General features: G+C 67.4%; 21 protein-coding genes, 1 other RNA gene and 1 pseudogene. 18 read left to right on the top strand and 5 right to left on the bottom strand.

Annotation, left to right across the window (positions count from 1 at the left end; translation table 11 throughout):
• Positions 1-19: 19 nt before the first annotated feature.
• Positions 20-934: a hypothetical protein gene (locus MMF96_RS02465; RefSeq protein WP_256882429.1), complete on the bottom strand. Its 915-nt coding sequence runs from the start codon at positions 932-934 to the stop codon at positions 20-22.
• A 111-nt stretch (positions 935-1,045) separates the two neighbouring features.
• A complete protein-coding gene (locus tag MMF96_RS02460; protein WP_256882428.1) occupies positions 1,046-1,807 on the bottom strand; it encodes a hypothetical protein in 762 nt (253 codons plus the stop codon).
• Positions 1,808-2,004: 197 nt separating this feature from the next.
• Here MMF96_RS02460 and MMF96_RS02455 point away from each other — a divergent pair.
• The 15 genes and pseudogenes from MMF96_RS02455 to ssrA form a co-directional block, all read left to right on the top strand.
• Positions 2,005-2,316, top strand: a pseudogene (locus MMF96_RS02455) (CpaF family protein); the annotation flags it as partial.
• Positions 2,316-3,170 carry a type II secretion system F family protein gene (locus MMF96_RS02450; protein ID WP_256882427.1) on the top strand — a complete coding sequence of 285 codons (855 nt, stop codon included), beginning with the start codon at positions 2,316-2,318 and terminating at the stop codon, positions 3,168-3,170. The pseudogene MMF96_RS02455 and the gene MMF96_RS02450, both read left to right, overlap by 1 nt.
• Complete coding sequence (locus tag MMF96_RS02445; RefSeq protein ID WP_256882426.1) at positions 3,167-4,105, top strand: type II secretion system F family protein; 939 nt, start codon at positions 3,167-3,169, stop codon at positions 4,103-4,105. The genes MMF96_RS02450 and MMF96_RS02445 overlap by 4 nt, the downstream gene beginning before the upstream one ends.
• 159 nt (positions 4,106-4,264) lie before the next feature.
• Complete coding sequence (locus tag MMF96_RS02440; RefSeq protein WP_176615419.1) at positions 4,265-4,528, top strand: hypothetical protein; 264 nt, start codon at positions 4,265-4,267, stop codon at positions 4,526-4,528.
• A 50-nt stretch (positions 4,529-4,578) separates the two neighbouring features.
• Positions 4,579-4,926, top strand: coding sequence for a TadE/TadG family type IV pilus assembly protein (locus tag MMF96_RS02435; protein WP_176615418.1), 348 nt, complete (start codon positions 4,579-4,581; stop codon positions 4,924-4,926).
• Entirely contained in the window at positions 4,907-5,359 is a 453-nt protein-coding gene (locus MMF96_RS02430; RefSeq protein WP_256127678.1) for a hypothetical protein, read from the top strand. The genes MMF96_RS02435 and MMF96_RS02430 overlap by 20 nt, the downstream gene beginning before the upstream one ends.
• Positions 5,356-5,853 (top strand): pilus assembly protein TadG-related protein, encoded by a 498-nt coding sequence (locus MMF96_RS02425; protein WP_256882425.1) that lies wholly within the window; start codon positions 5,356-5,358, stop codon positions 5,851-5,853. Before MMF96_RS02430 ends, MMF96_RS02425 begins: the two co-directional genes overlap by 4 nt.
• 56 nt (positions 5,854-5,909) lie before the next feature.
• Positions 5,910-7,028: a peptide chain release factor 2 gene (gene prfB / locus MMF96_RS02420; RefSeq protein ID WP_256882424.1), complete on the top strand. Its 1,119-nt coding sequence runs from the start codon at positions 5,910-5,912 to the stop codon at positions 7,026-7,028.
• 174 nt (positions 7,029-7,202) lie between these two features.
• Positions 7,203-8,117 (top strand): cell division ATP-binding protein FtsE, encoded by a 915-nt coding sequence (ftsE, locus tag MMF96_RS02415; protein ID WP_176615416.1) that lies wholly within the window; start codon positions 7,203-7,205, stop codon positions 8,115-8,117.
• Positions 8,114-9,028 carry a permease-like cell division protein FtsX gene (ftsX, locus tag MMF96_RS02410; RefSeq protein WP_176615415.1) on the top strand — a complete coding sequence of 305 codons (915 nt, stop codon included), beginning with the start codon at positions 8,114-8,116 and terminating at the stop codon, positions 9,026-9,028. Before ftsE ends, ftsX begins: the two co-directional genes overlap by 4 nt.
• A gap of 76 nt (positions 9,029-9,104) precedes the next feature.
• On the top strand, positions 9,105-10,547 hold the full coding sequence (locus MMF96_RS02405) for a M23 family metallopeptidase (RefSeq protein WP_256882423.1): 1,443 nt from the start codon (positions 9,105-9,107) through the stop codon (positions 10,545-10,547).
• Between the two features lie 119 nt (positions 10,548-10,666).
• Positions 10,667-11,137, top strand: coding sequence for an SsrA-binding protein SmpB (smpB, locus tag MMF96_RS02400; protein WP_176615413.1), 471 nt, complete (start codon positions 10,667-10,669; stop codon positions 11,135-11,137).
• 3 nt (positions 11,138-11,140) lie between these two features.
• The gene (locus MMF96_RS02395) at positions 11,141-12,022 is read left to right on the top strand and encodes a cytochrome c oxidase assembly protein (RefSeq protein ID WP_256882422.1); all 882 of its coding nucleotides are present in this window, start codon (positions 11,141-11,143) and stop codon (positions 12,020-12,022) included.
• Between the two features lie 4 nt (positions 12,023-12,026).
• Positions 12,027-13,346: a glycoside hydrolase family 3 N-terminal domain-containing protein gene (locus MMF96_RS02390; RefSeq protein ID WP_256882421.1), complete on the top strand. Its 1,320-nt coding sequence runs from the start codon at positions 12,027-12,029 to the stop codon at positions 13,344-13,346.
• 74 nt (positions 13,347-13,420) lie between these two features.
• Positions 13,421-13,787, top strand: a transfer-messenger RNA (tmRNA) gene (gene ssrA / locus MMF96_RS02385).
• 303 nt (positions 13,788-14,090) lie between these two features.
• Here the strand turns inward: ssrA and MMF96_RS02380 are convergent.
• The 3 genes from MMF96_RS02380 to MMF96_RS02370 form a co-directional block, all read right to left on the bottom strand.
• Positions 14,091-14,786: a hypothetical protein gene (locus MMF96_RS02380; protein WP_256882420.1), complete on the bottom strand. Its 696-nt coding sequence runs from the start codon at positions 14,784-14,786 to the stop codon at positions 14,091-14,093.
• A complete protein-coding gene (locus MMF96_RS02375; RefSeq protein WP_176615411.1) occupies positions 14,783-15,517 on the bottom strand; it encodes a hypothetical protein in 735 nt (244 codons plus the stop codon). Before MMF96_RS02375 ends, MMF96_RS02380 begins: the two co-directional genes overlap by 4 nt.
• A gap of 67 nt (positions 15,518-15,584) precedes the next feature.
• Positions 15,585-15,905 (bottom strand): hypothetical protein, encoded by a 321-nt coding sequence (locus MMF96_RS02370; protein ID WP_256882419.1) that lies wholly within the window; start codon positions 15,903-15,905, stop codon positions 15,585-15,587.
• Between the two features lie 426 nt (positions 15,906-16,331).
• Between MMF96_RS02370 and MMF96_RS02365 the strand changes: the two genes are divergently transcribed.
• Genes MMF96_RS02365 through MMF96_RS02355 form a run of 3 tightly spaced genes read left to right on the top strand, consistent with a single transcriptional unit; the run spans position 16,332 to position 18,698 of the window.
• Positions 16,332-16,631, top strand: coding sequence for a DUF4193 domain-containing protein (locus MMF96_RS02365; RefSeq protein WP_176615409.1), 300 nt, complete (start codon positions 16,332-16,334; stop codon positions 16,629-16,631).
• Positions 16,632-16,638: 7 nt separating this feature from the next.
• The gene (locus tag MMF96_RS02360) at positions 16,639-18,297 is read left to right on the top strand and encodes an AMP-binding protein (protein ID WP_256882418.1); all 1,659 of its coding nucleotides are present in this window, start codon (positions 16,639-16,641) and stop codon (positions 18,295-18,297) included.
• 14 nt (positions 18,298-18,311) lie between these two features.
• Positions 18,312-18,698, top strand: a complete 387-nt coding sequence (locus MMF96_RS02355) for a YrdB family protein (RefSeq protein ID WP_256882417.1) — start codon at positions 18,312-18,314, stop codon at positions 18,696-18,698.
• Positions 18,699-18,897 lie beyond the last annotated feature (199 nt).

Raw genomic sequence — 18,897 nt, 5'->3', positions numbered from 1 at the left:
TTTCTTGTCTGTTGGTTGTTTAGCTTTCCTGGCCTGCGGCTTCCTCTGCTCCTCCTGCCTTTTGCGTCACCGCCTTCCGCTTCCGGTCCCAGGTCCAGTACCCGCCGCCTGCCACCAGAACAAAGCCGCCCAGGGCAAATGCCACGCCGAGGTTGTTCGGCTGGCCGGCACCCACTGTGGAGCTCACCGCATCGGCGGACTGGATGCCCTCCGGGACGACCTCTGGGGCGGCGGTGGGGGTGGCGGGTGCGTCCGTCTTGAAGTTCTTCACGTCGGCGTCGCGCACGAAGAAGACGGCATCCTTGCCTGCTGTATCCGTGCCGTGCAACTTTCGCCACTTTTCGCTGCCTACCGAGTATGGCTCGCTCATCGGTGCCTCGAGGCCGGGAAACTGCGCGACCGCGACGGGCTGTGCGGAGGCGTCCTCGGTGGCCCGCCAGCCTGCGCCAGGCTTTACGATGCCCGTCCCGGAAAAGGCCTTCATGTGGATTGCATGGGCGGCAGCGAGGGTTTCAGCCTCTGCATCCCGGGCGGCTTGGAAGGTGCCTGCCGGTGCGGATAAAGCTACGGCGGATGCGGGGATGTAAAACTGCCCGCCGTACTTCCCGTAGGCATAGTCAGTTACGGCTACCCACGCGAAGCCATCCGCGCCCTTGAAAGTGGGCGTTGCGGGCATCGGATAGCCTTCCGGTGCCGGTGCGTTCCGCACCTGGTAGATGGAATCCTCCGCACGGCTGGGCTTTTCATAGGCGCCCGTGGGTGCCTTGAGGGTGATCTCCTCGGTGAAATCTGCGTCGACCAAGCCGATGTTGCTCTGCTGCTCCTGTACAGCCGGCGAGGTTACGCCGTCTTCGGCCAGGGCTGCGGCAGCGCCGCCGCCGAGCAGGATCATGCTGGCCAGGGCTGCGGCGGTGATGCGGGCGGGTGTTTTCAATGCGGGCTCCTCGAAAAAGTACATCCGGTACTACGCTAATGAAAGCTTAGCGTGTGCCTCGGTCGCTTGTCATGTGTGAGGCGGCCGCTGGAAACCTCTCCGGCGTGCGGGCTACTCCTCCGCAGCCACAGGCGTGTGCTCCGGCCAGTACCAGCGCACAGTTTCCCCCGTGGCCGAATCAATGACCGGCTTATGCTCAGCATCGAGAACCGGCGCAGATCCGATCTCCCCGGCCGCCGCCATGGCCTTCACTTCGGCCGGCGTCACGTTGAGCGCGTTGGCAGCCTGTTCGATGGTGGAGCCCTCGGTGTAGTAGCGGAGCTGGACGATGTCCTTTCCGGCGCGACGGACGGTGACGGGGGTGCCGTCTTCGTTCAGGTGGGGATAGGCGTGGAGTAGTCCTTGCTCCACGAGGGATCGGACCTTGGTTCTGCTTGCGTTAAAGTGCGCTTCGGCCTCGGCAGTTGAGAGGCCGGGGAGTTCCTGGCGTGGGTGGGGGGTACGCGCGGCGTAAACGCGCTCGCGAGTGGCTTGCCGCCGTGCCGCGCCGCCGGGGGCGTGGCGGTCGAAGGCGCGTTGGGCCATGGAGAGCCCGAGTGCTTCGGCGACAGCCTCCCAGGTGGGGCGCTCGCCTGCAGGCAGAGCGCGGGCTTCGCGGACCAGCCCGGTGGTGACCGAGGGGGTGTCAATTTCAAAGCGGGAAGTGGAGGGCTCCAAAGCATTTACGGCGTCCTCGACGCGGCGGGCGGCGGAAAGGAGCTCGGAAGCTGTATGCAAGCGGCCTTCGGTTGCCTGATCCCGGACTTCAGTGAGCTCCTCGATCGCGAATTCGAGAGGCTCCAGCCACTTCGGTTCCTTCTTCTTCGCTGCCATGCTGTGCCGCCCCTGCCTTCGTTCCGCCTGTACGTTATGTACAGCATAGTGGAATGTGTGCGGCGGTGGGAGAGAGGGTCTTCGGGGGGCCGCCGCGGGCGGTGATTGCGCCCCGATGTGAGAAGCTTGGATGAGGCTCCCGATGCCCTGCAAGATCCGCGGAATTACGGGGAAAAAGTGCACGCTTTTTCGTACACGCCACTGACGCCGTCGTCAAGATTTGCACGCTGCCCCTGCTGGCCGGGGAAAACATCAGTGCCGCCTTCGTGGTGCCCACCGTGGCTGCCTGCATTGACCTGGTGGTGCACTGCGTCAGGCTGCCCAACGGCAAGCGGCGGGTTGGCCAGATCCTCTCCCTGGGCCGCCGCGTGGAAAACGGCGTCATCGAGTCCGGCATGGCGTTCGACACCGTCGACGGACGCCTCACACCCTCCGCCTCCGCCATGCCGTCGCCGGAAAAGTTCGCCGCCGCCGGGTACAGCGTGGCCGCCCTGATGGCGGAATCCTGATGTCCGCGCTCGTGGGACTGCTGGCCGGGCTGGGACTGTTCCTTGTCTGGACGGCCTGTTGGGACACGCCCGAACAGGCCGCCCGGCCGGCGCGGCGCAGCAGGCTCGAGGACCTGCTTCAACAGGCAGGCGTGGCCCAGGTGACCCCGGCGTCGCTGATCGCCAGCACCCTGGGGTTCGCCGTCCTGGCCGCGCTGCTGGTGATGGTCGTGACCGGGGCGGCGCCCATCGCCTTGTGCCTGGGCCTGTTTGCCGGCTATGTCCCCCTGGCCCTGCTGCGTTGGCGGGCACGACGCCGCTCGGCCGTCCTGCGTGAACTCTGGCCCGACGTCGTGGACCACCTGCGCTCGGCCATCCGGGCGGGGCTGCCCTTGCCCGAGGCCCTTATCCAGCTGGGCAGCAAGGGCCCCATGGAACTGCGTGGCGAGTTTGCCGGATTTGGGGCCGACTACCGTTCCTCCGGCCAGTTCGAGGCGGCACTGGAAAGACTCAAGGACCGGCTGGCGGACCCCGTCGCGGACCGTATCATGGAGGCGCTGCGCCTGACCCGCGATGTGGGCGGCACCGACCTGGGGCGGCTCCTGGGCACCTTGTCGGAATTCCTCCGCGACCATGCCCGCACCCGCAGCGAGCTGGAAGCGCGCCAGTCCTGGACGGTCAACGCCGCCCGGCTCGCCGTCGCCGCGCCCTGGATCGTGCTGGTGCTCATGGCCACCCGGCCCGAGGCCATCGCCGCCTACAATTCCGCCGCCGGCTGGCTGGTGTTGGGCGGCGGGCTGCTGGTCTCGGTGGTCTGCTACCGCCTCATGCTGCGGATTGGAAAGCTGCCGGGGGAACGGCGGGTGCTGCAATGAACGGCCATGCCGCGGCAACCCTGGCGGCCGGGGTGGGCCTGGGCCTTGGCCTGTGGCTGGTGTTTGTCCGCCTGCCCGCCATGCGCCGCGCCACTTTTGCCGAACGTGTGGAACCGCAGCTGCGCAGCGTTGCCAGCCGCTCGGGACTGCTCATCCAGGAGGACGCCGGCGCGCTCTTCGGCCCGCTGGAAAGGATCCTGCGCCTGCTGGTTTCCGACGCCGTCACCCGGCTGGGCCGTTTCAACATCAGTGTCAAGGGCCTGGCCGCACGGCTGGAACGCGCAGGACGGAGCGAATCGCCGCTGGAGTTCCGTGCCGTCCAGCTGCTGTGGACGGGTGCGGGCATGGTCGCCGGACTGGCCCTCTCGCTGGCCCTCGTGTGGCAGGGCCGCACCAACGCCATGGGCGGGCTGGCGCTGACCGGCGTGCTCATGCTGGGCGGCTACCTGGGCTGCGACTACCTGCTCGGAGCACGGATCAAGCGCCGGCAGGCCCTGATCATGGCGGAATTTCCCGCCCTGGCCGAACTCATGGCCCTGGCCGTGGGCGCCGGCGAAAGTGCCGGCAGCGCCCTGGACCGGGTGGCCCGGCAGTCCCACGGGGAGCTATCCGGCGAGTTTTCCCGGATCGTGGCCCAAACCCGGGCGGGGACGCCGTTGGTGGAGGCGCTGGGCAGCTTTTCCGACCGACTGGCCATCCCCGCCCTGGCCCGCTTTGTCGACGGCATCAGCGTGGCGGTCAACCGGGGCACGCCCCTGGCCGATGTGCTGCGCGCCCAGGCCCAGGACGTGCGCGACGTGGCCAAGCGCGAACTCATGGAAGCCGCCGGGCGCAAGGAAATTGCCATGATGGTTCCCCTGGTCTTCGGCGTGCTTCCGCTGACTGTCATCTTTGCCGTCTTTCCCGGCCTGGCCCTGTTGCAGTTCGGCTTCTGATGCCTGCCGGCCAGCCGCCACAGCACCCGCCGCGCACGGTCCGTCCGCGCGAGCGGGGCGGACGGGGCTGCGACGGACCGGCACATGAGGAACAAACCCGGTTTGAACACATACGGCACGAAAACCCGCATGGGGAAATCAAGAACGAGGGGACTCACCATGGAAAAGATCCATCCTTTGGCCGGACAAGCGCTCACCCTCATGGTGGCAGGGCAACGCCTTCTGGCCCGTTGGCTGTCAGGCTGGCTGGCCGGGCCGCGGCACTTCAGGCTCCGGCCGGCCGCCGGCAGGACCCGCGGCGACGTTCCCGGCTGGGTCCTGATCACCTTGATGTCGGCGGTGCTCGTCGCCGGGCTCCTCGCCATCGCCGGACCGGCCTTGGCCAAGATGTTCAACGAAGCCATGGACCAGGTCCATCCCTGACACACAGGCCGACCGGGCCGACCGGGCACCCGGGGGAGCGCGGTGCCGCGGTGGTCGACTTTGTGCTGGTTTCCGCCATCGTGACAGTCATTTTTCTGGCGCTGCTCCAGCTGGCACTGGTGCTGCATGTGCGCAACACGGTGGCCGATGCGGCATCGTCCGCGGCACGGTACGGCGCGCTCGCCGACCGCACCGCCCAGGATGCCCGGGACCGCGCCGACCTCCTGATCGGTTCCGCCCTGGGCGACGGCTACAGCCGTGAGGTGAGCGCGGGCGTGACGTCGTCCAACGGGGTCCGCATCCTGACGGTTTCCGTCACGGCACCGCTGCCGCTGATGGGACTGTGGGGGCCGGGACGCACACTGGAAATGAGCGGCCATGCCGTCGTCGACAAATAAGTGCCCGTCCGCGACGGGCGCAGCGGCGGAGCAGGGCAGCGCTGTCGTCGAGTTCGTCTTCCTGGCCGTGCTGCTGATGGTGCCGGTGGCGTACCTGATCCTCACCGTGGGTTCCCTGCAGGGCGGTTCGTACGCTGTGGTGGGTGCCGCCGACCAGGCCGCGAAGGTGTTTGTCCTCCAGCCCGACGCCGGTGCCGCCCGGCAGGCCGCCGAAGCGGCGGTGGCGCTGGCCGTCACCGACATGGGCTTTGACCCCGCCGACGCCTCCCTCACCATCTCCTGTGACGCCGGCTGTCTCACCCCGGGCACCATGGTGCGCGCGCACGTGACCCTGCGTGTGGAGCTTCCCCTGGTGGGCGGCATCCCCGGAACGCGGCTGTCCGCCGCCGAGGTGGAGTCCTCGGCCGCGCAGAAGGTGGGCCGCTTCAAGTGACCCCGGCAAATCTTCACGACAGGCCTGCCGACCAACACCGGCCGCACCGCCGGGACCGGGCCACACCGCAGCAGGACGGCCATGTCATGGTGCTCATGATCGGCTACGTGCTGATTGCCCTGCTCCTCATGACGGTCGTGGCGGCGGGCTCCAGCCTGTACATCGGCCACAAAAGGCTGCTCTCCCTGGCTGACGGCGCCGCACTTGCGGCCGCAGACACCTTCACCCTGGCCGGAGGCTCGGCGGAAAACGCCCCCGGCACGGTGCTGACGGGACGCGGCATCAATGCAGCGGCCGTTGAATACCTTTCCGGCGCCGACGTTCCCCGTGCACTCTCCGGCGTACAGCTGGCCGCGGGCACTGGAACGCCGGACGGCCGGACCGCCGAAGTCCGCGTGACCGGCATCGTGCACCCGATGTTCATCAACTTCCTGGTCCCGGACGGGATCAGGCTGACGGTGACCGGAACGGCACGGGCACACCTGGTCCTGTAACGGCCGGGCGGGGTGCCCGACGGGGGAGCCCCGGGCATGCCGTAGGCTTGAACATCATGGCTGAGATCGACTTTTCCGCAGAAATCAAGGCGCTGCGCGCCACCTACGTCTCCATCGAACAGGTGTCCGAGGTGGACAAGCTGCTGGAGGACATCGAGGATTTATCGGACCAGGCAGGTTCGCCCAACCTCTGGGACGACCCGGCAGCGGCCCAAAAGGTGACCTCGCGGCTCAGCCACGCCCAGTCCAAGCTGGAGAAGCTGCGCACGCTTGAGGCCCGCATCGACGACCTGGAAGTCCTGGTGGAACTGGCCCAGGAAGAGGGCGACGCCGATTCCCTCGCCGAGGCGGCCAAGGAACTTCCCACCCTGCAAAAGTCGCTCAAGGACCTGGAAATCGTCACGCTCCTGGCCGGGGAGTACGACGAGCGCGAGGCCGTGGTGACCATCCGTTCCGGCGCCGGCGGCGTGGACGCGGCCGACTTTGCCGAGATGCTGCTGCGCATGTACCTGCGCTGGGCCGAACGCCACGGCTACCCCACAGCGGTCCTGGACACCTCCTACGCGGAAGAGGCCGGGCTGAAGTCCGCCACCTTCGAGGTCAAGGCGCCCTACGCCTTCGGCACGCTCAGCGTGGAGGCCGGCACGCACCGGCTGGTGCGCATCAGCCCGTTCGACAACCAGGGCCGCCGCCAGACCTCCTTTGCCGCCGTCGAGGTCATCCCGCTGATCGAACAGACCGACAGCATCGAGATTCCCGACAACGAGATCCGCGTGGACGTGTTCCGCTCCTCCGGCCCCGGCGGGCAGTCGGTCAACACCACCGACTCCGCCGTCCGCCTGACCCACCTGCCCACCGGCACCGTGGTGTCGATGCAAAACGAAAAGTCGCAGATCCAGAACCGGGCCGCGGCCATGCGCGTGCTCCAGTCCCGCCTGCTGCTGCTGAAAAAGGCGGAGGAGGATGCCACCAAGAAGGCCATGGCCGGCGACGTCAAGGCGTCCTGGGGAGACCAGATGCGCTCCTACGTGCTCAACCCGTACCAGATGGTCAAGGACCTGCGCACCGAGCACGAGGTTGGCAACACCGCCGCGGTCCTGGACGGCGAAATTGACGACTTCATCGACGCCGGCATCCGCTGGCGCGCGGACAACCGCAACGCCGAAAACCAGTAGGGGAACCACGGCCGGCGCCGGCTTTCACAGCCAGGCCCCTGCCCGACACACCGTGCAGGAGCGCAAAAAGGCGCGGAATGGCGCCTATAGTCGATACGCTGGTGGTTTCCTCCCCAACCCCAAGCCCAGGCACCGGCATGCCAGTACCGTTCGCTGGAAGGGCAACGTAAAACCATGATTCGTTTTGAAAATGTGAGCATAGCTTACGACCGAAAAAGCAAACCCGCCCTTGATGACGTCTCGCTGGAGGTCAACCGCGGCGAGTTTGTGTTCCTGGTCGGTTCCTCCGGCTCCGGGAAGTCAACGTTCCTGCGCCTGGTCCTGCGTGAATACAAGACCGGGCAGGGCCAGGTGTACGTGGCAGGCCAAAATGTGGCCAACGTGCCCAGCTGGCGCGTGCCCAAGTTCCGCCGGGGCATCGGCATCGTGTTCCAGGACTTCCGCCTCATCAACACCAAGACCGTTTTCGCCAACGTCGCCTACGCCATGCAGGTGATCGGCAAGTCCCGCGCCGCCATCCGCACCGAGGTTCCCCGCGTCCTCGAACTCGTCGGGCTCGAAGGCAAGGAGCGGCGCCTGCCCACCGAACTTTCCGGCGGCGAGCAGCAGCGCGTGGCCATCGCCCGTGCCATCGTCAACCAGCCTGGCATCCTGCTGGCGGACGAACCCACCGGCAACCTTGACCCCACGACAAGCGCCGGCATCATGGAAATCCTGGACAAGATCAACCAAAACGGCACCACCGTGGTCATGGCCACCCACGATGACGACATCGTCAACTCGATGCGCAAGCGCGTCATCGAACTGCGCCTCGGCAGGGTGGTGCGCGACGAGGCCCGCGCCCAGTACACCTCCATGCTCCCGATCATTCCCGCCGCCGCGCCGGAAGCGTCCGGCGACGCGTCCGGCGTCGTGCCCGCCGTGGACGACGACGCACCCCAGACCCGCCGCCAGCGCGCCGTGAGTGCCGCGGCGGCCGCCGGCGACGCTGCGGACGAAGCGATGCCGCCCCGGCTTGAGCGCAACAGGGGCCGCGTGTACCCGGCCGGAAACGCCGAAGAATCCACCCGGAACGGGGTCCAGCCATGAGACTTGCCTTCATCCTCAGCGAGCTCGGCAGCGGGCTGCGCCGCAACCTGACCATGGTCATCTCCGTCATTTTGGTGACCTTCGTGTCCCTGACCTTCGTTGGCGCGGCCGGGGTCCTGCAGCTTCAGATCGGCCAGCTGAAGGGGTATTGGTATGACAAGGTCCAGGTCACCATCTACCTGTGCAACGACGTGCCCACCAATGCCAACTGTGTCTCCGGCCCCGTTACCGACGGCCAGAAGAAGACCATCGAGGCCATGCTGGACTCGCCCGCCGTCAAGCCATACGTGGAAAAGTGGACGTTTGAAAGCCAGGCGGAGGCCCTGGTCCACTTCAAGGAGCAGTTCGCCAACTCACCCATGGTGGACTCGGTGGAGGCCGGCAACCTGCCGTCCTCGTTCCGGATCAAGCTGACGGACCCCGAAAAGTACCAGATCATCAACGAGTCCTTCTCCGCCACGCCCGGGGTGGATTCGGTGGTGGACCAGCGGAAGGTGCTCGAATCGCTGTTTTCGTGGATGAACATTGCGACGATCGTTGCGGTGGGCGTTGCGGTGCTGATGATTGTCTGCGCGGCCCTGCTCATTGCCACCACCATCAGGCTCTCCGCCCAGTCGCGCGCCAAGGAAATCGACATCATGAGGCTGGTGGGCGCGTCCAAGACGGTGATTCAGCTGCCCTTTGTGCTCGAGGGGGTGATCGCCGCCACGATCGGGGCACTGCTTGCCTCCGGGGCGGTGTGGTCGATCGTGGAATTCTTCCTGGGTCGCTACCTGGCCGGCGGAAACAGCGGCACGCCCATCATTTCCACCACCCAGGCCCTGGTGATCTACCCTGTCCTGATTGTGCTGGGCGTGGTGCTGGCCGGCATCGCGTCGGCGGTCTCACTGCGAAAGAACCTCAAGGTTTGATTCACGTGCGACGGGTCCGATCACTGCCCGTCCGGCCCCACGTCCCAAGCGCCACGATGCAAGGAGCTGTTTGAGCATGGATTCGTTGTCTTCCGGGGGAAGCGTGGCAGCAGGCCCGGCCGGGCCGCTGCGACGCCGGACCACGGGGCGCGCCGTCGCCCGCTGCCTCGGCGCGGGGCTGGCGGCCGTGCTGGTGGCCGGGCTGCTGGGCGTGGTTCCGGCCGCGCACGCAGACAAGCTCGACGACCAGGCAGCCGCGCTGAAGCAGCAGGCCGCCGATGCCGCCTCCGCCCTCGAATTCGTTGACGCAGGGCTGGCAAAGTCCGCCTCGGACCTTGTCATGTACCAGGGCCGGCTGCCCGGTGCGCAGGCAGCCCTCATGGACGCCCAAAACCGCGTGGGTGCGGCCACCGAGCTGGTCGGCTCCCTCGCGGCACGCATAGAACTGGCACAGGCCGGCAAGGACAGGATCACCGCCCAGATCGCCCTGGATTCGAAGAAACAGGCGGAAGCCAAGAGCATGATCGGGCAGATCGCCGCGCAGTCCTACAAGGCTGGCGGCATCCCCGCCAACCTGGCGCTGGTCCTTGGCGCGGGCACCTCCGAGGATCTGGCCAACTCGATCGACCTGGCCGAGCAGGCCATGCGCAGCCAGAATGCGGCGCTGGCACAGCTGACCAGCCAAAAGGCCACGAACCAAAACGCGCAGGCCCGGCTGGCGGCCGTCGAGGCCGAGATCAAGGACCTGAAGGTGCGGGCGGATGCGGCCCTTGTGGCCGAGCAGGCGGCCCGCGACGAGGCTGCGGCGAAGAAGTCCGCGGTGGACAAGCTGATCAGCGATTCGGCGGCCATCAACGCCAGGCTGGAAAAGCAGAAGCCGCAGATCCAGGCGAAGGTTGCGGCGGTCAAGAAGCAGCAGGACACGGTGGCTGCCCAGATCGCCGAACGCCAGCGCAAGGAACGCGAGGCTGCCGCGGCGGCCGCCAAGGCGGCAGCCGAGCGCCTTGCCCGCCAGCAGGCGGCCGCGGCGAAGGCGGCGGGCGACAACAACTTTGTCCCTCCGCCCTACGTGCCGCCGGCACCGGGCAACCCGTCGGCCTTTGGCCTGCAGCACCCCTTCGCCAGCTCCGTCCCCATCACCTCCGGCTTCGGCTGGCGCCAGACCCCGCCGGGGACCATCGACTTTTACGGCACCGGCGGGTACGTCCACACCGGCATCGACTTCGGCGCCCCCTGCGGCACGCCCGTCTACGCGGCGGCGGCCGGAACCGTGGTCTTCGCCGGCTGGGACGTGTGGGGAGGCGGCAACGGCGTGAAGATCTCCCACGGCGTCATCCAGGGCAATGCCCTGCTGACCGCCTACTACCACAACACCTCGGTGCAGGTTTCCGCCGGCCAGCACGTGAACCGCGGACAGCTCATCGCCATCTCCGGCGGGACCGGAAACTCCACCGGCTGCCACGCCCACTTTGAAACGTGGCTCAACGGCGTTGCCGTGGACCCCATGACGCTGCTGTAGTGCAAGGACGCCGGTGCCGGGCGAGTGTGCACGGCGTCAAATTTTCGCACGGCCAAAGTTGCTAGACTAGAGGGCGCACCGCACAGGCAGTGCCGAACCACCCGTGAAGGAGCCGTACAGTGCCCAAGGAAAGTGGCCTGAAGGTTGTGGCCACCAATCGCAAGGCCCGGCACGACTACCACATCCTGGACACCTATGAGGCAGGGCTGGTCCTGATGGGCACCGAGGTCAAGTCGCTGCGGGAAGGCCGGGCCTCCCTCGTGGACGGCTTTGCCACCTTCTACAACGACGAACTCTGGCTGGAGGCCGTCTACATCCCCGAGTACCTCAACGGCAGCTGGACCAACCATACGGCCCGGCGCCGCCGCAAGCTCCTGCTGCACCGCGAGGAACTGGAGAAGATCGCACACAAGACCCGGGAATCCGGATTCACCATTGTGCCGCTCCAGCTGTACTTCCTGGACAGCCGGGCCAAGGTGGAAATTGCCATTGCCCGGGGCAAGAAGGACTACGACAAACGCCAGTCACTGCGCGAAAAGCAGGACAACCGCGAGGCGCTGCGGGCCATGCGCGAGAAGAACCGCGGCTAGCCGATGCCACCGTGGGGCGTTTTCCTTGGCACCTGGAGCCTGGACCTGTGGGCCCTGGCCCTGATCGTTGCCGCCGGCGGCCTCTACGCCTGGGGACTGGCGCGCGCAGCCGCCGCCGGCGTCCGCTGGCCGGCCTGGCGTGCGGCGTGCTTCTATGTGCTGGGCCTGGGCCTGTACGCGTTCGTCAACTTTGGCTTCCTGGGCACGTATTCGCCCCAGCTGCGCTGGGCGTTTTCCGTCCGCATCGCCATGATGGTCTTTGTGGTCCCGGCGGGCCTGGCACTCGGCCTGCCGGTGGGCCTGGCCCGCCAGACGGTCCGCCCGGGACGCCTGCGGACCTTCCTCGCCACCGTGTCCCGCGGCCCCATGAAACTGTTCGGCAACAGTGCCGTGGCACCGGTGGCGGGCCTGGTGGTCCTGTCCATGATGCTGACCCCGCTGGCCGGCATTTCCCGGGTGAGCCCCCTGCTGGAAGGCCTGCTGACCCTCGCCATGCCGTTGCTGGGGCTGCTCATGGTGCTGCCCATGGTCGAGGAGAAAACCCGGGTCAGCACGGCCCTGATCATGCTCGAGTTTGTGTTTGCCTTCATCGAGCTGCTGGGGGACGCAGCCCCGGGGCTCATCATGCGCCTGGTGCCTACCATCTTCGACGGTGCCGGCGCCCTGTCCGGGCCGGTGCCCGCCTGGTTCCCCGGTGCCCTTCGCGACCAGCAGCTGGGCGGGGACTTCCTGTGGTTCATTGCCGAAATCATGGACCTGCCGGTCATGATCCTGCTCTTTGTCCGGTTTTCAAAGTCGGACAAGGGTGAACGCAAAATTCTCGACGAGCTCACCGATGAGCAAATGGATGAGCTGAACGCCGCCCACCTCCACCTGAGGGACTGACGCCATGGCTCTGGGGGCGCGCCACTGGTGGGGGATCGGCGTGTCCGCCGCCGTCCTGGGAGTCGTTGTTGTCATGGTCCTGACCTTCTCCTCCCCGCCACGCACGACGCCGGCACCCGCGCCGTCCTCCGCGTCACCGACAACCGCCCCGCCTTCCGCAACGCCCACGGCCGGCCCCTCCACAGCCGGTCGCGGAGGAACCGCAACCGCCTCCGTGCCGGCCACGGCGGCGCCGCCGCCTGCAAGCGCAACACAGGCGCCGCCGTCGTCCGCCCCGGCGAAGGACCTGGCCCGGCAAAAACTGGCCGCGATGACACTCGGCCAGCGAGTGGGCCAGGCGTTCATGGTGTCCACGCCCGTGACCGGTGCCGATCCGCAGTCCACCTACGTGCTCGAGTCGCTGCACGTAGGCAACGTGTTCATGAAGGGACGCAGCACCGCCGGTGTGGACGCCATCGCGTCGGTGGTCGCCACCGCCGCGGGGCACGGGCTCGAGCTGGGGGTCCGCCCCTTTGTGGCGACCGACCAGGAAGGCGGGTTTGTGCAGATCATGCAGGGGCACGGCTTCGACGCCATCCCGCAGGCCATCGAACAGGGACAGCTCGCACCGGCCACGCTGCAGGCGGATGCCACACGCTGGGGGCGCCAGCTGGCCGCCGCCGGCGTCAATGTCAACCTGGCCCCTGTCCTGGACACCGTGCCGTCGCCCGCGTTCGCGCCGCAGAACGCCCCGATTGGCGCGTTTGGCCGCGAATACGGGTACACGCCCGGCACCGTCTCCAGCCACGGCGTTGCGTTCGCCCGTGGCATGCTGGCCGCCGGGGTGGACCCCACGGTGAAGCATTTCCCGGGCCTGGGGCGCGTCACCGGAAACACCGACGTGACCGCGGGCGTCACGGACAACGTCACGGTCCGCAACGACCCGTATGTGGCCCCCTTCCGCGATGCCGTGGACGCCGGCGTGCCGTGGCTGATGGTCTCCAACGCCTACTACCCGAAAATTGACACGCAGGACCTGGGCCCGTTTTCCCACGTGGTTGTCCAGGGCATGGTCCGCGGCGACCTTGGCTTCAACGGCATCATCGTCAGCGACGACATCTGCGACGCCCGCCAGGTGGCCGCCGTGCCGGTGTCCCGGCGCGGCGTGGACTTCATCAACGCCGGCGGCACCATGGTCCTGTGCACCGACCAGGCCGTGGCGCCGGCCATGTACCAGGGCATGGTGGACGCCGCGCAGGCGGACCCTGCGTTTGCCCGCAAGATTGACGCTGCCGCACTGCTGGTGCTGGAGGCCAAGGCGGCCAGGGGCATGGTGGCCCGCTAGGGAATATTTGGGCCCGTGCATGCGCTATGATGGGTAGTCCACGGCCGGCATGGCGTGGGTTTGAAAACACAATAGGGGATGATCGGTTTCGACGGTGTTTGTCGAGACAGGTGAAGCGGGTCGAGGATACAGGGTTATCTCGTAAACGATCTCTGTAAAACAATAAGTGCTGAATCAAATCGCACTGACTTCGCTCTTGCTGCCTAAGCAGTAAGACAGTCCGTCAGCCCGGGAATGCTCTCGTCCCGGATCCTGGCGTCATTTAGAGGGCCACTGCCCTAAACGCCCGTTGCAGGCGTTTGGGGGACTCTTATGCAACTGGGCCTGGCAGCTGCTTGTTTGCAAGACAGCTGGGGCCGAGAAAAACCGACGCAAACTGCACCCGGAGAAGCCCTGATGAAACAACATCGGACGGGAGTTCAATTCTCCCCATCTCCACACCCCTGTTGGGGCCCGTTTCCAGCCATCGCGGCGGGGGCGGGCCCTTCGTTTTGCCCAACAACGTCTGCCCAACAACATATGCGCCGCAACATATGCCCCGCAACGTCCTGCCCGGCAAAGGGGCCGCCAGGAACCGGAGTGGCGGAGGGCTTGTCCAAACGGTGGACTTAAAATGCTAAGTGGTGGCCGGAACAGCGTCCAGCCACCACTTACCCCCAAAGGAATTGTGTCGAACCCAGCCGCTGTGGCGTTCACACAATCATTAGTATGCCAGACGCTAATGGAAATGTGTACATGGGCTTCTCAATGTTTCACGGGCCGGCGCATATACGACACCCAGACAAGGACCAGTCCGGCTGCCACGAGCAGGATGGAGCCGAAGGAGAGTGCCGTCATCAGGGCGGCGCCGTGCCACCCGGTGGCCTGGACCACCAGGGTGAGGCAGACGCCGGCAAAGCCCAGGCACATGGACAGGGCTGCAGAACGGTCCAGGGCGGGGAGCCGCGAAAACGCGGCGCGGCCCGTGGCAGGCACCAGGCAGGCCGCCACGTACGCCTGGTACCCGCGTCCGATCCACATGTAGGCCACGACCGTCGGCTGGTCGAAAAACGCGGCCAGCCCGGGGCTTGAGCCGTGCAGCTCGGACAGGAAGTACATGGCCAGGATCCCGGCCGAACTGGCCGACACGACGGCCAGGCCCACCGGGCCGCGAATAAGCCGCCGCGCTACGGGCGCCTTGTAGGCGGCGGCGATCTTGGCCGCGAGCAGAAAGAACACGGCAAAAAGGCTCAATCGCAGCACCACATTGGCAAGGTTCTCCCGGCCAAGGACCCCGTCGACCTGAACGTAGATGGCCGGAATGCTCAGCGCCACGGCCAGGGAGACCAGCAGGAATGACCAGAAGAGGCCCCGGTTGCGGCCCTTGGCGGCTGCGGGAAGCCGCCACAGGGAGCAGCCGACACATACAGCCAGGACCGCCCATTGGAGACCTGTTGTCATGCGAGGTTCTCCCAGATCGTTTGTGCAGCGGCAGAATCCTGCTCCGTGCGCCGCAGGGTGCGGCCCAGGGCATCGAGCCGTTCGGCGGTCAGCGAAACCAGCATGCTGCTGGGCGTCCGGCGAAGTGCTGCGCTGCGGGAGCCCGGCCGCCAGCCGGCCTCCGCGGCAGTCAGGAATCCGGTGGCCACCAGGCCGTTGGCCAGCCCCACGCCCGCCAGTTCCGCGGACCTGATGGCCAGTTCGGGCGTCAACCGGTTGGCTGTGATTTGGGCGGACAGGTTTTGCGGGGCAATCCCGGCGTCCCTTGCCACACTCTGGCGCAGCTCGGAAGGGTCGACGGCGTCCAGCCAGGCGCGCACGGAGGCCCGGTGGGGGATGGGGGAGAGTCCCGCCGGCGGGGGTGCCGAGCCGTTCTCCGCCCGGGCGGACCGGTACAGGATTTCGCGCAGGAGGTCCATGTCGGAGACCTGGCTGAGCAGTTCGGCATCGGTGGGCTGTGCCACGCCGGCGGCCAGGCCCTGGTACGGGGCGAAGGTGGAAAGGGACTCGACGACGGGAAGCCGCAGGGAACGGCTGACAGCAGCCACGGTGGCCAGGGTGACCCGCCCACGCACCAGCTGCTGGCCCAGCGTGGAACGCTTGATCCCGGCGGCGCGGCACACGGCGGCGTGGCTGGCGCCGCCGGCCACCCCGTCAAGCCAGCGTAAAAAGACCTTTGCCGGAACGGTCACGGCGCGGCTCTCCTTGGTTCGTGCCCCCGGCGTGGGGCCGGGTGCGGTGGATGAAGAAGCGGGGGCGCTAGGCGTCGTCCCGCGTGTCGGTGAAACCGCAGAACCGGCTGCCCACGCCGTCGAACTTGCTGCGGCGCACTCCCGCCGCGGGGGCAGGGAGGTCCCGGTCGCTGTGGAAGTCGCACATCACGTAGCTGAATTCCGGCCACCACTTCTTGGGCCGCGCCAGTTCGTGGAAATCGCAAACGTAGCAGCGCAATTCAACCCAGACGGGCCGCTTTCCGGTCGAGTTGGCCCGGGACTGGGCCAGCCAGGCGGGCGGATTGGCATCGATTTCAGCGACGGCGGACGCCAGCATGCGCGACGGGATGCCGTTCCGCGCGGCCATTTCCGGGGGAATGTTCAAAGCCTGGGCCACTTGCCGGCGGTTGAGGGACGGATTTGCAGCAGCGGAGTTGTTTACCATATCCCTACAAGGATAGGGCGTTCCGCGGGCGCCGGCGACGCCGTGCCCCGGTCCGGCGCCCGGCGGGGCACCCGGTCCGGCACCCGGTCCGGCACCCCGTCCGGCACAACGCAGCGCACACGGTTCAGGCCGCCACGGGCCGCTCCCAAGGTGACAAATGGCACAATCGAATGTTTTATGCAGGCAAAATCCGGGTTAAATGGCCTTCCGGCATGGAAATTGGGCCACCATACCCTATGCTGTGGGAAAACATTGGGAATTTAAGGGCACTAATCGTGCTTTCAGGGGCTAGGATGGGGCGCTGAAATACCCCGCCAAAACCACGAACACCAGGAGCTTGAAAACCGCATGGCAACCGACTACGACGCACCCCGCAACAAGGACGAAGACCACGAGACAGAGTCGCTCCAGGCTCTCCAGGTCCAGCGCGGCGGTGCCCAGACGGCGCACATTGACGTCGAGGACTCGGACACGGCCGAAGGCGCGGACCTGCCGGGCGCGGACCTCTCCAACGAAGAACTGATCATCCAAGTCATCCCGGCGCAGGAAGACGAATTCACCTGTGCCTCCTGCTTCCTGGTCCGGCACCGCAGCCAGGTGGCCCGTGAAAAGAACGGCCTGCTTTACTGCAAGGACTGCGAAGGTTGATCCTGCAATGACATTCACGGCACGGGAAAGGGTCCAGGAGCTCCTGGATGCCTTTGCCGTGCCCGGGGCCAATGCCGCGGAGCTGTTCTGCGACAGGCATCCGGCGGACCGCACCGCATTCACCGTGGTGGGGTCCGATTTGGGCTTTAAGGACGTGACGTACGGCGAACTGCGCGAGCAGTCCACGCGGTTCGCCGCCGCCCTGGGCTCCATGGGGGTGCGCCGCGGAGATCACGTGGCCACCCTGATGGGCAAGTCCGCCGAGCTGGTGGTGGCGCTGCTGGGCCTGTGGCGGCTCGGGGCCGTCGACGTGCCCCTGTTCACGGCCTTCGCCCACGACGCCATCGCCTTCCGCCTTCAGGCCACCGGCGCGAAGCTGGTCATCTGCGACGCCGACCAGCGCCGCAAGCTGGTCCCGCCGGGCGGGGTGCCCAACGACGCCTCGCCCCTGGTGGTCGTGGCCCGCGGCGAGGCCTTCGGCTACGACGTGGCATTTTCCGAAATGACGGCCGGCACCGGCGCCTTTGCCGATCTGTTGGCGGACGACGCCGGACCGGTCGCCGTGGGCGGCAACGGCACCCTGGTGCAGTTGTTCACCTCGGGGACGACCGGCAGCCCCAAGGGCGTGCCCGTCACCCTGGGTGCCGTGGCCTCCTTTGTGGGCTACCAGGAGTTCGGGCTGGATGTGCGCCCCGACGATGTTTTCTGGAACATGGCCGATCCCGGCTGGGCCTACGGGCTCTACTTTGCCCTGATGGCGCCCCTGGCCACCGGCACCCGCACGCTGCTGCTCTCCGCCGGCTTCAGCCCCGAACTTTCCTGGGCCGTCATGGACAAGTTCCAGGTCTCCAATTTTGCCGCCGCCCCCACCGTGTACCGTGCCTTGCGCGCCGGCTCCGCCGCCGGCCGGCACCACGCCCTGCGCCGGGCCTCCAGTGCCGGCGAACCGCTCACGCCCGACGTCGTTGAATGGGGTCGCGGCGCCTTCGGCCAGGAGGTGCGCGACCAGTACGGCCAGACGGAGCTTGGCATGGTGGCCGGCAACGCGTGGCACGACGGGCTGCGCCGGCCGCTGCAGCCCGGCTCCATGGGGGCCGCGCTGCCGGGCTGGAGCGTGGACGTGCTGGCCGATGCCGCCGACACCCGGGCCGCCGACGGCGAATCCGGGCGCGTGGCCGTCAATGTCGCGGGCAGCCCCTTCTTCTGGTTCACCGGCTATGCGGGTGCCCCGGAGAAAACTGCGGAACGATTCACGGCCGACGGCGCGTGGTACCTGACCGGCGACGCCGGCCGCCGCGACGCCGACGGGAACCTTTACTTCACCTCCCGCGACGACGACGTCATCATCATGGCCGGCTACCGCATCGGCCCGTTCGACGTCGAATCCGTCCTGGCCGCCCACCCCGCCGTGGCCGAATCCGCCGTGGTGGGCGTGCCGGACAGCCTGCGCGGCGAGGTGCTCGAGGCCTGTGTGGTCCTCAACGCCGGCCATGACGGGACGCCGGCGCTGGCCGCCGAGCTGCAGCAGCTGGTGAAGGAGAAGTTTGCCGCGCACGCATACCCGCGGCGCGTGCATTTCATGGCTGAACTGCCCAAGACGCCCAGCGGGAAGGTGCAGCGCTTCGTGCTGCGCCGCGACCTGGCTGCCGCGGCACCGGGCGACTGAACGGACAAGGAACCATGGGACGTCGCACCGCCAAAAACACGGCCAGCCGGCTTGCCGGCCTCCAGGCCGCCACGGAAGGCATGGTCCTTCCGGCCGTCGGCTTTGCCCTGGAGGTGGCCATGCTGGCGTCCTTCGTCTACTGGGGGTTCCGCCAGGCCGGCCCCTGGAACTTCATTCTCGGCCTTGGCATTCCGGCCGCGGTGGTGGTCCTGTGGGGCATCTTCCTGGCCCCGAAAAGTGCCCGACGGCTGCCGTTGAACGTGGTGTCGCTGGCGTCCTTGGCGCTGTTCCTGCTCGCAGGCGGCGCCCTGCTGGCCGCCGGGGCCACAGCCCCGGGCATTGCCCTGATGGTGGTCGCCGCCGCCTGGTTCGCCGCGTCCCGTGTGGTGCAGCCGGCCTAATTCCGATGCCGGCGGTCCGGCATTTTTCCGGCGGCCATCCGACACCACGGCCGCAAGCGGCCTTTGGCGTCTCCTTTACGCGGGCTACGGAAACACCGGACCTGCCGCTGGTCGGAGCGCCCTGCCCCATCGTCCGGGCCTCCCTGACGCCGGACTACAAAAAATGCCGGCTCCGCGGGCGTGACGTGGTCGCGGCGGC

Source organism: Arthrobacter sp. STN4, from assembly GCF_024539665.1.
Taxonomy (GTDB): domain Bacteria; phylum Actinomycetota; class Actinomycetes; order Actinomycetales; family Micrococcaceae; genus Specibacter.
The sequence above is the reverse complement of the archived record's forward strand: the minus strand, read 5'-3'. Positions and strand labels throughout refer to the sequence as shown.

What these genes read in the sequence shown, in the direction of transcription:
- MMF96_RS02460 (WP_256882428.1), bottom strand. Translation starts at nt 1,807, where the DNA reads ATGGCAGCGAAGAAGAAGGAACCGAAGTGGCTGGAGCCTCTCGAATTC.
- MMF96_RS02450 (WP_256882427.1), top strand. Translation starts at nt 2,316, where the DNA reads ATGTCCGCGCTCGTGGGACTGCTGGCCGGGCTGGGACTGTTCCTTGTC.
- MMF96_RS02445 (WP_256882426.1), top strand. Translation starts at nt 3,167, where the DNA reads ATGAACGGCCATGCCGCGGCAACCCTGGCGGCCGGGGTGGGCCTGGGC.
- MMF96_RS02440 (WP_176615419.1), top strand. Translation starts at nt 4,265, where the DNA reads ATGGAAAAGATCCATCCTTTGGCCGGACAAGCGCTCACCCTCATGGTG.
- MMF96_RS02430 (WP_256127678.1), top strand. Translation starts at nt 4,907, where the DNA reads ATGCCGTCGTCGACAAATAAGTGCCCGTCCGCGACGGGCGCAGCGGCG.
- prfB (WP_256882424.1), top strand. Translation starts at nt 5,910, where the DNA reads ATGGCTGAGATCGACTTTTCCGCAGAAATCAAGGCGCTGCGCGCCACC.
- ftsE (WP_176615416.1), top strand. Translation starts at nt 7,203, where the DNA reads ATGATTCGTTTTGAAAATGTGAGCATAGCTTACGACCGAAAAAGCAAA.
- ftsX (WP_176615415.1), top strand. Translation starts at nt 8,114, where the DNA reads ATGAGACTTGCCTTCATCCTCAGCGAGCTCGGCAGCGGGCTGCGCCGC.
- MMF96_RS02405 (WP_256882423.1), top strand. Translation starts at nt 9,105, where the DNA reads ATGGATTCGTTGTCTTCCGGGGGAAGCGTGGCAGCAGGCCCGGCCGGG.
- MMF96_RS02395 (WP_256882422.1), top strand. Translation starts at nt 11,141, where the DNA reads ATGCCACCGTGGGGCGTTTTCCTTGGCACCTGGAGCCTGGACCTGTGG.
- MMF96_RS02390 (WP_256882421.1), top strand. Translation starts at nt 12,027, where the DNA reads ATGGCTCTGGGGGCGCGCCACTGGTGGGGGATCGGCGTGTCCGCCGCC.
- MMF96_RS02380 (WP_256882420.1), bottom strand. Translation starts at nt 14,786, where the DNA reads ATGACAACAGGTCTCCAATGGGCGGTCCTGGCTGTATGTGTCGGCTGC.
- MMF96_RS02370 (WP_256882419.1), bottom strand. Translation starts at nt 15,905, where the DNA reads ATGGCCGCGCGGAACGGCATCCCGTCGCGCATGCTGGCGTCCGCCGTC.
- MMF96_RS02365 (WP_176615409.1), top strand. Translation starts at nt 16,332, where the DNA reads ATGGCAACCGACTACGACGCACCCCGCAACAAGGACGAAGACCACGAG.
- MMF96_RS02360 (WP_256882418.1), top strand. Translation starts at nt 16,639, where the DNA reads ATGACATTCACGGCACGGGAAAGGGTCCAGGAGCTCCTGGATGCCTTT.
- MMF96_RS02355 (WP_256882417.1), top strand. Translation starts at nt 18,312, where the DNA reads ATGGGACGTCGCACCGCCAAAAACACGGCCAGCCGGCTTGCCGGCCTC.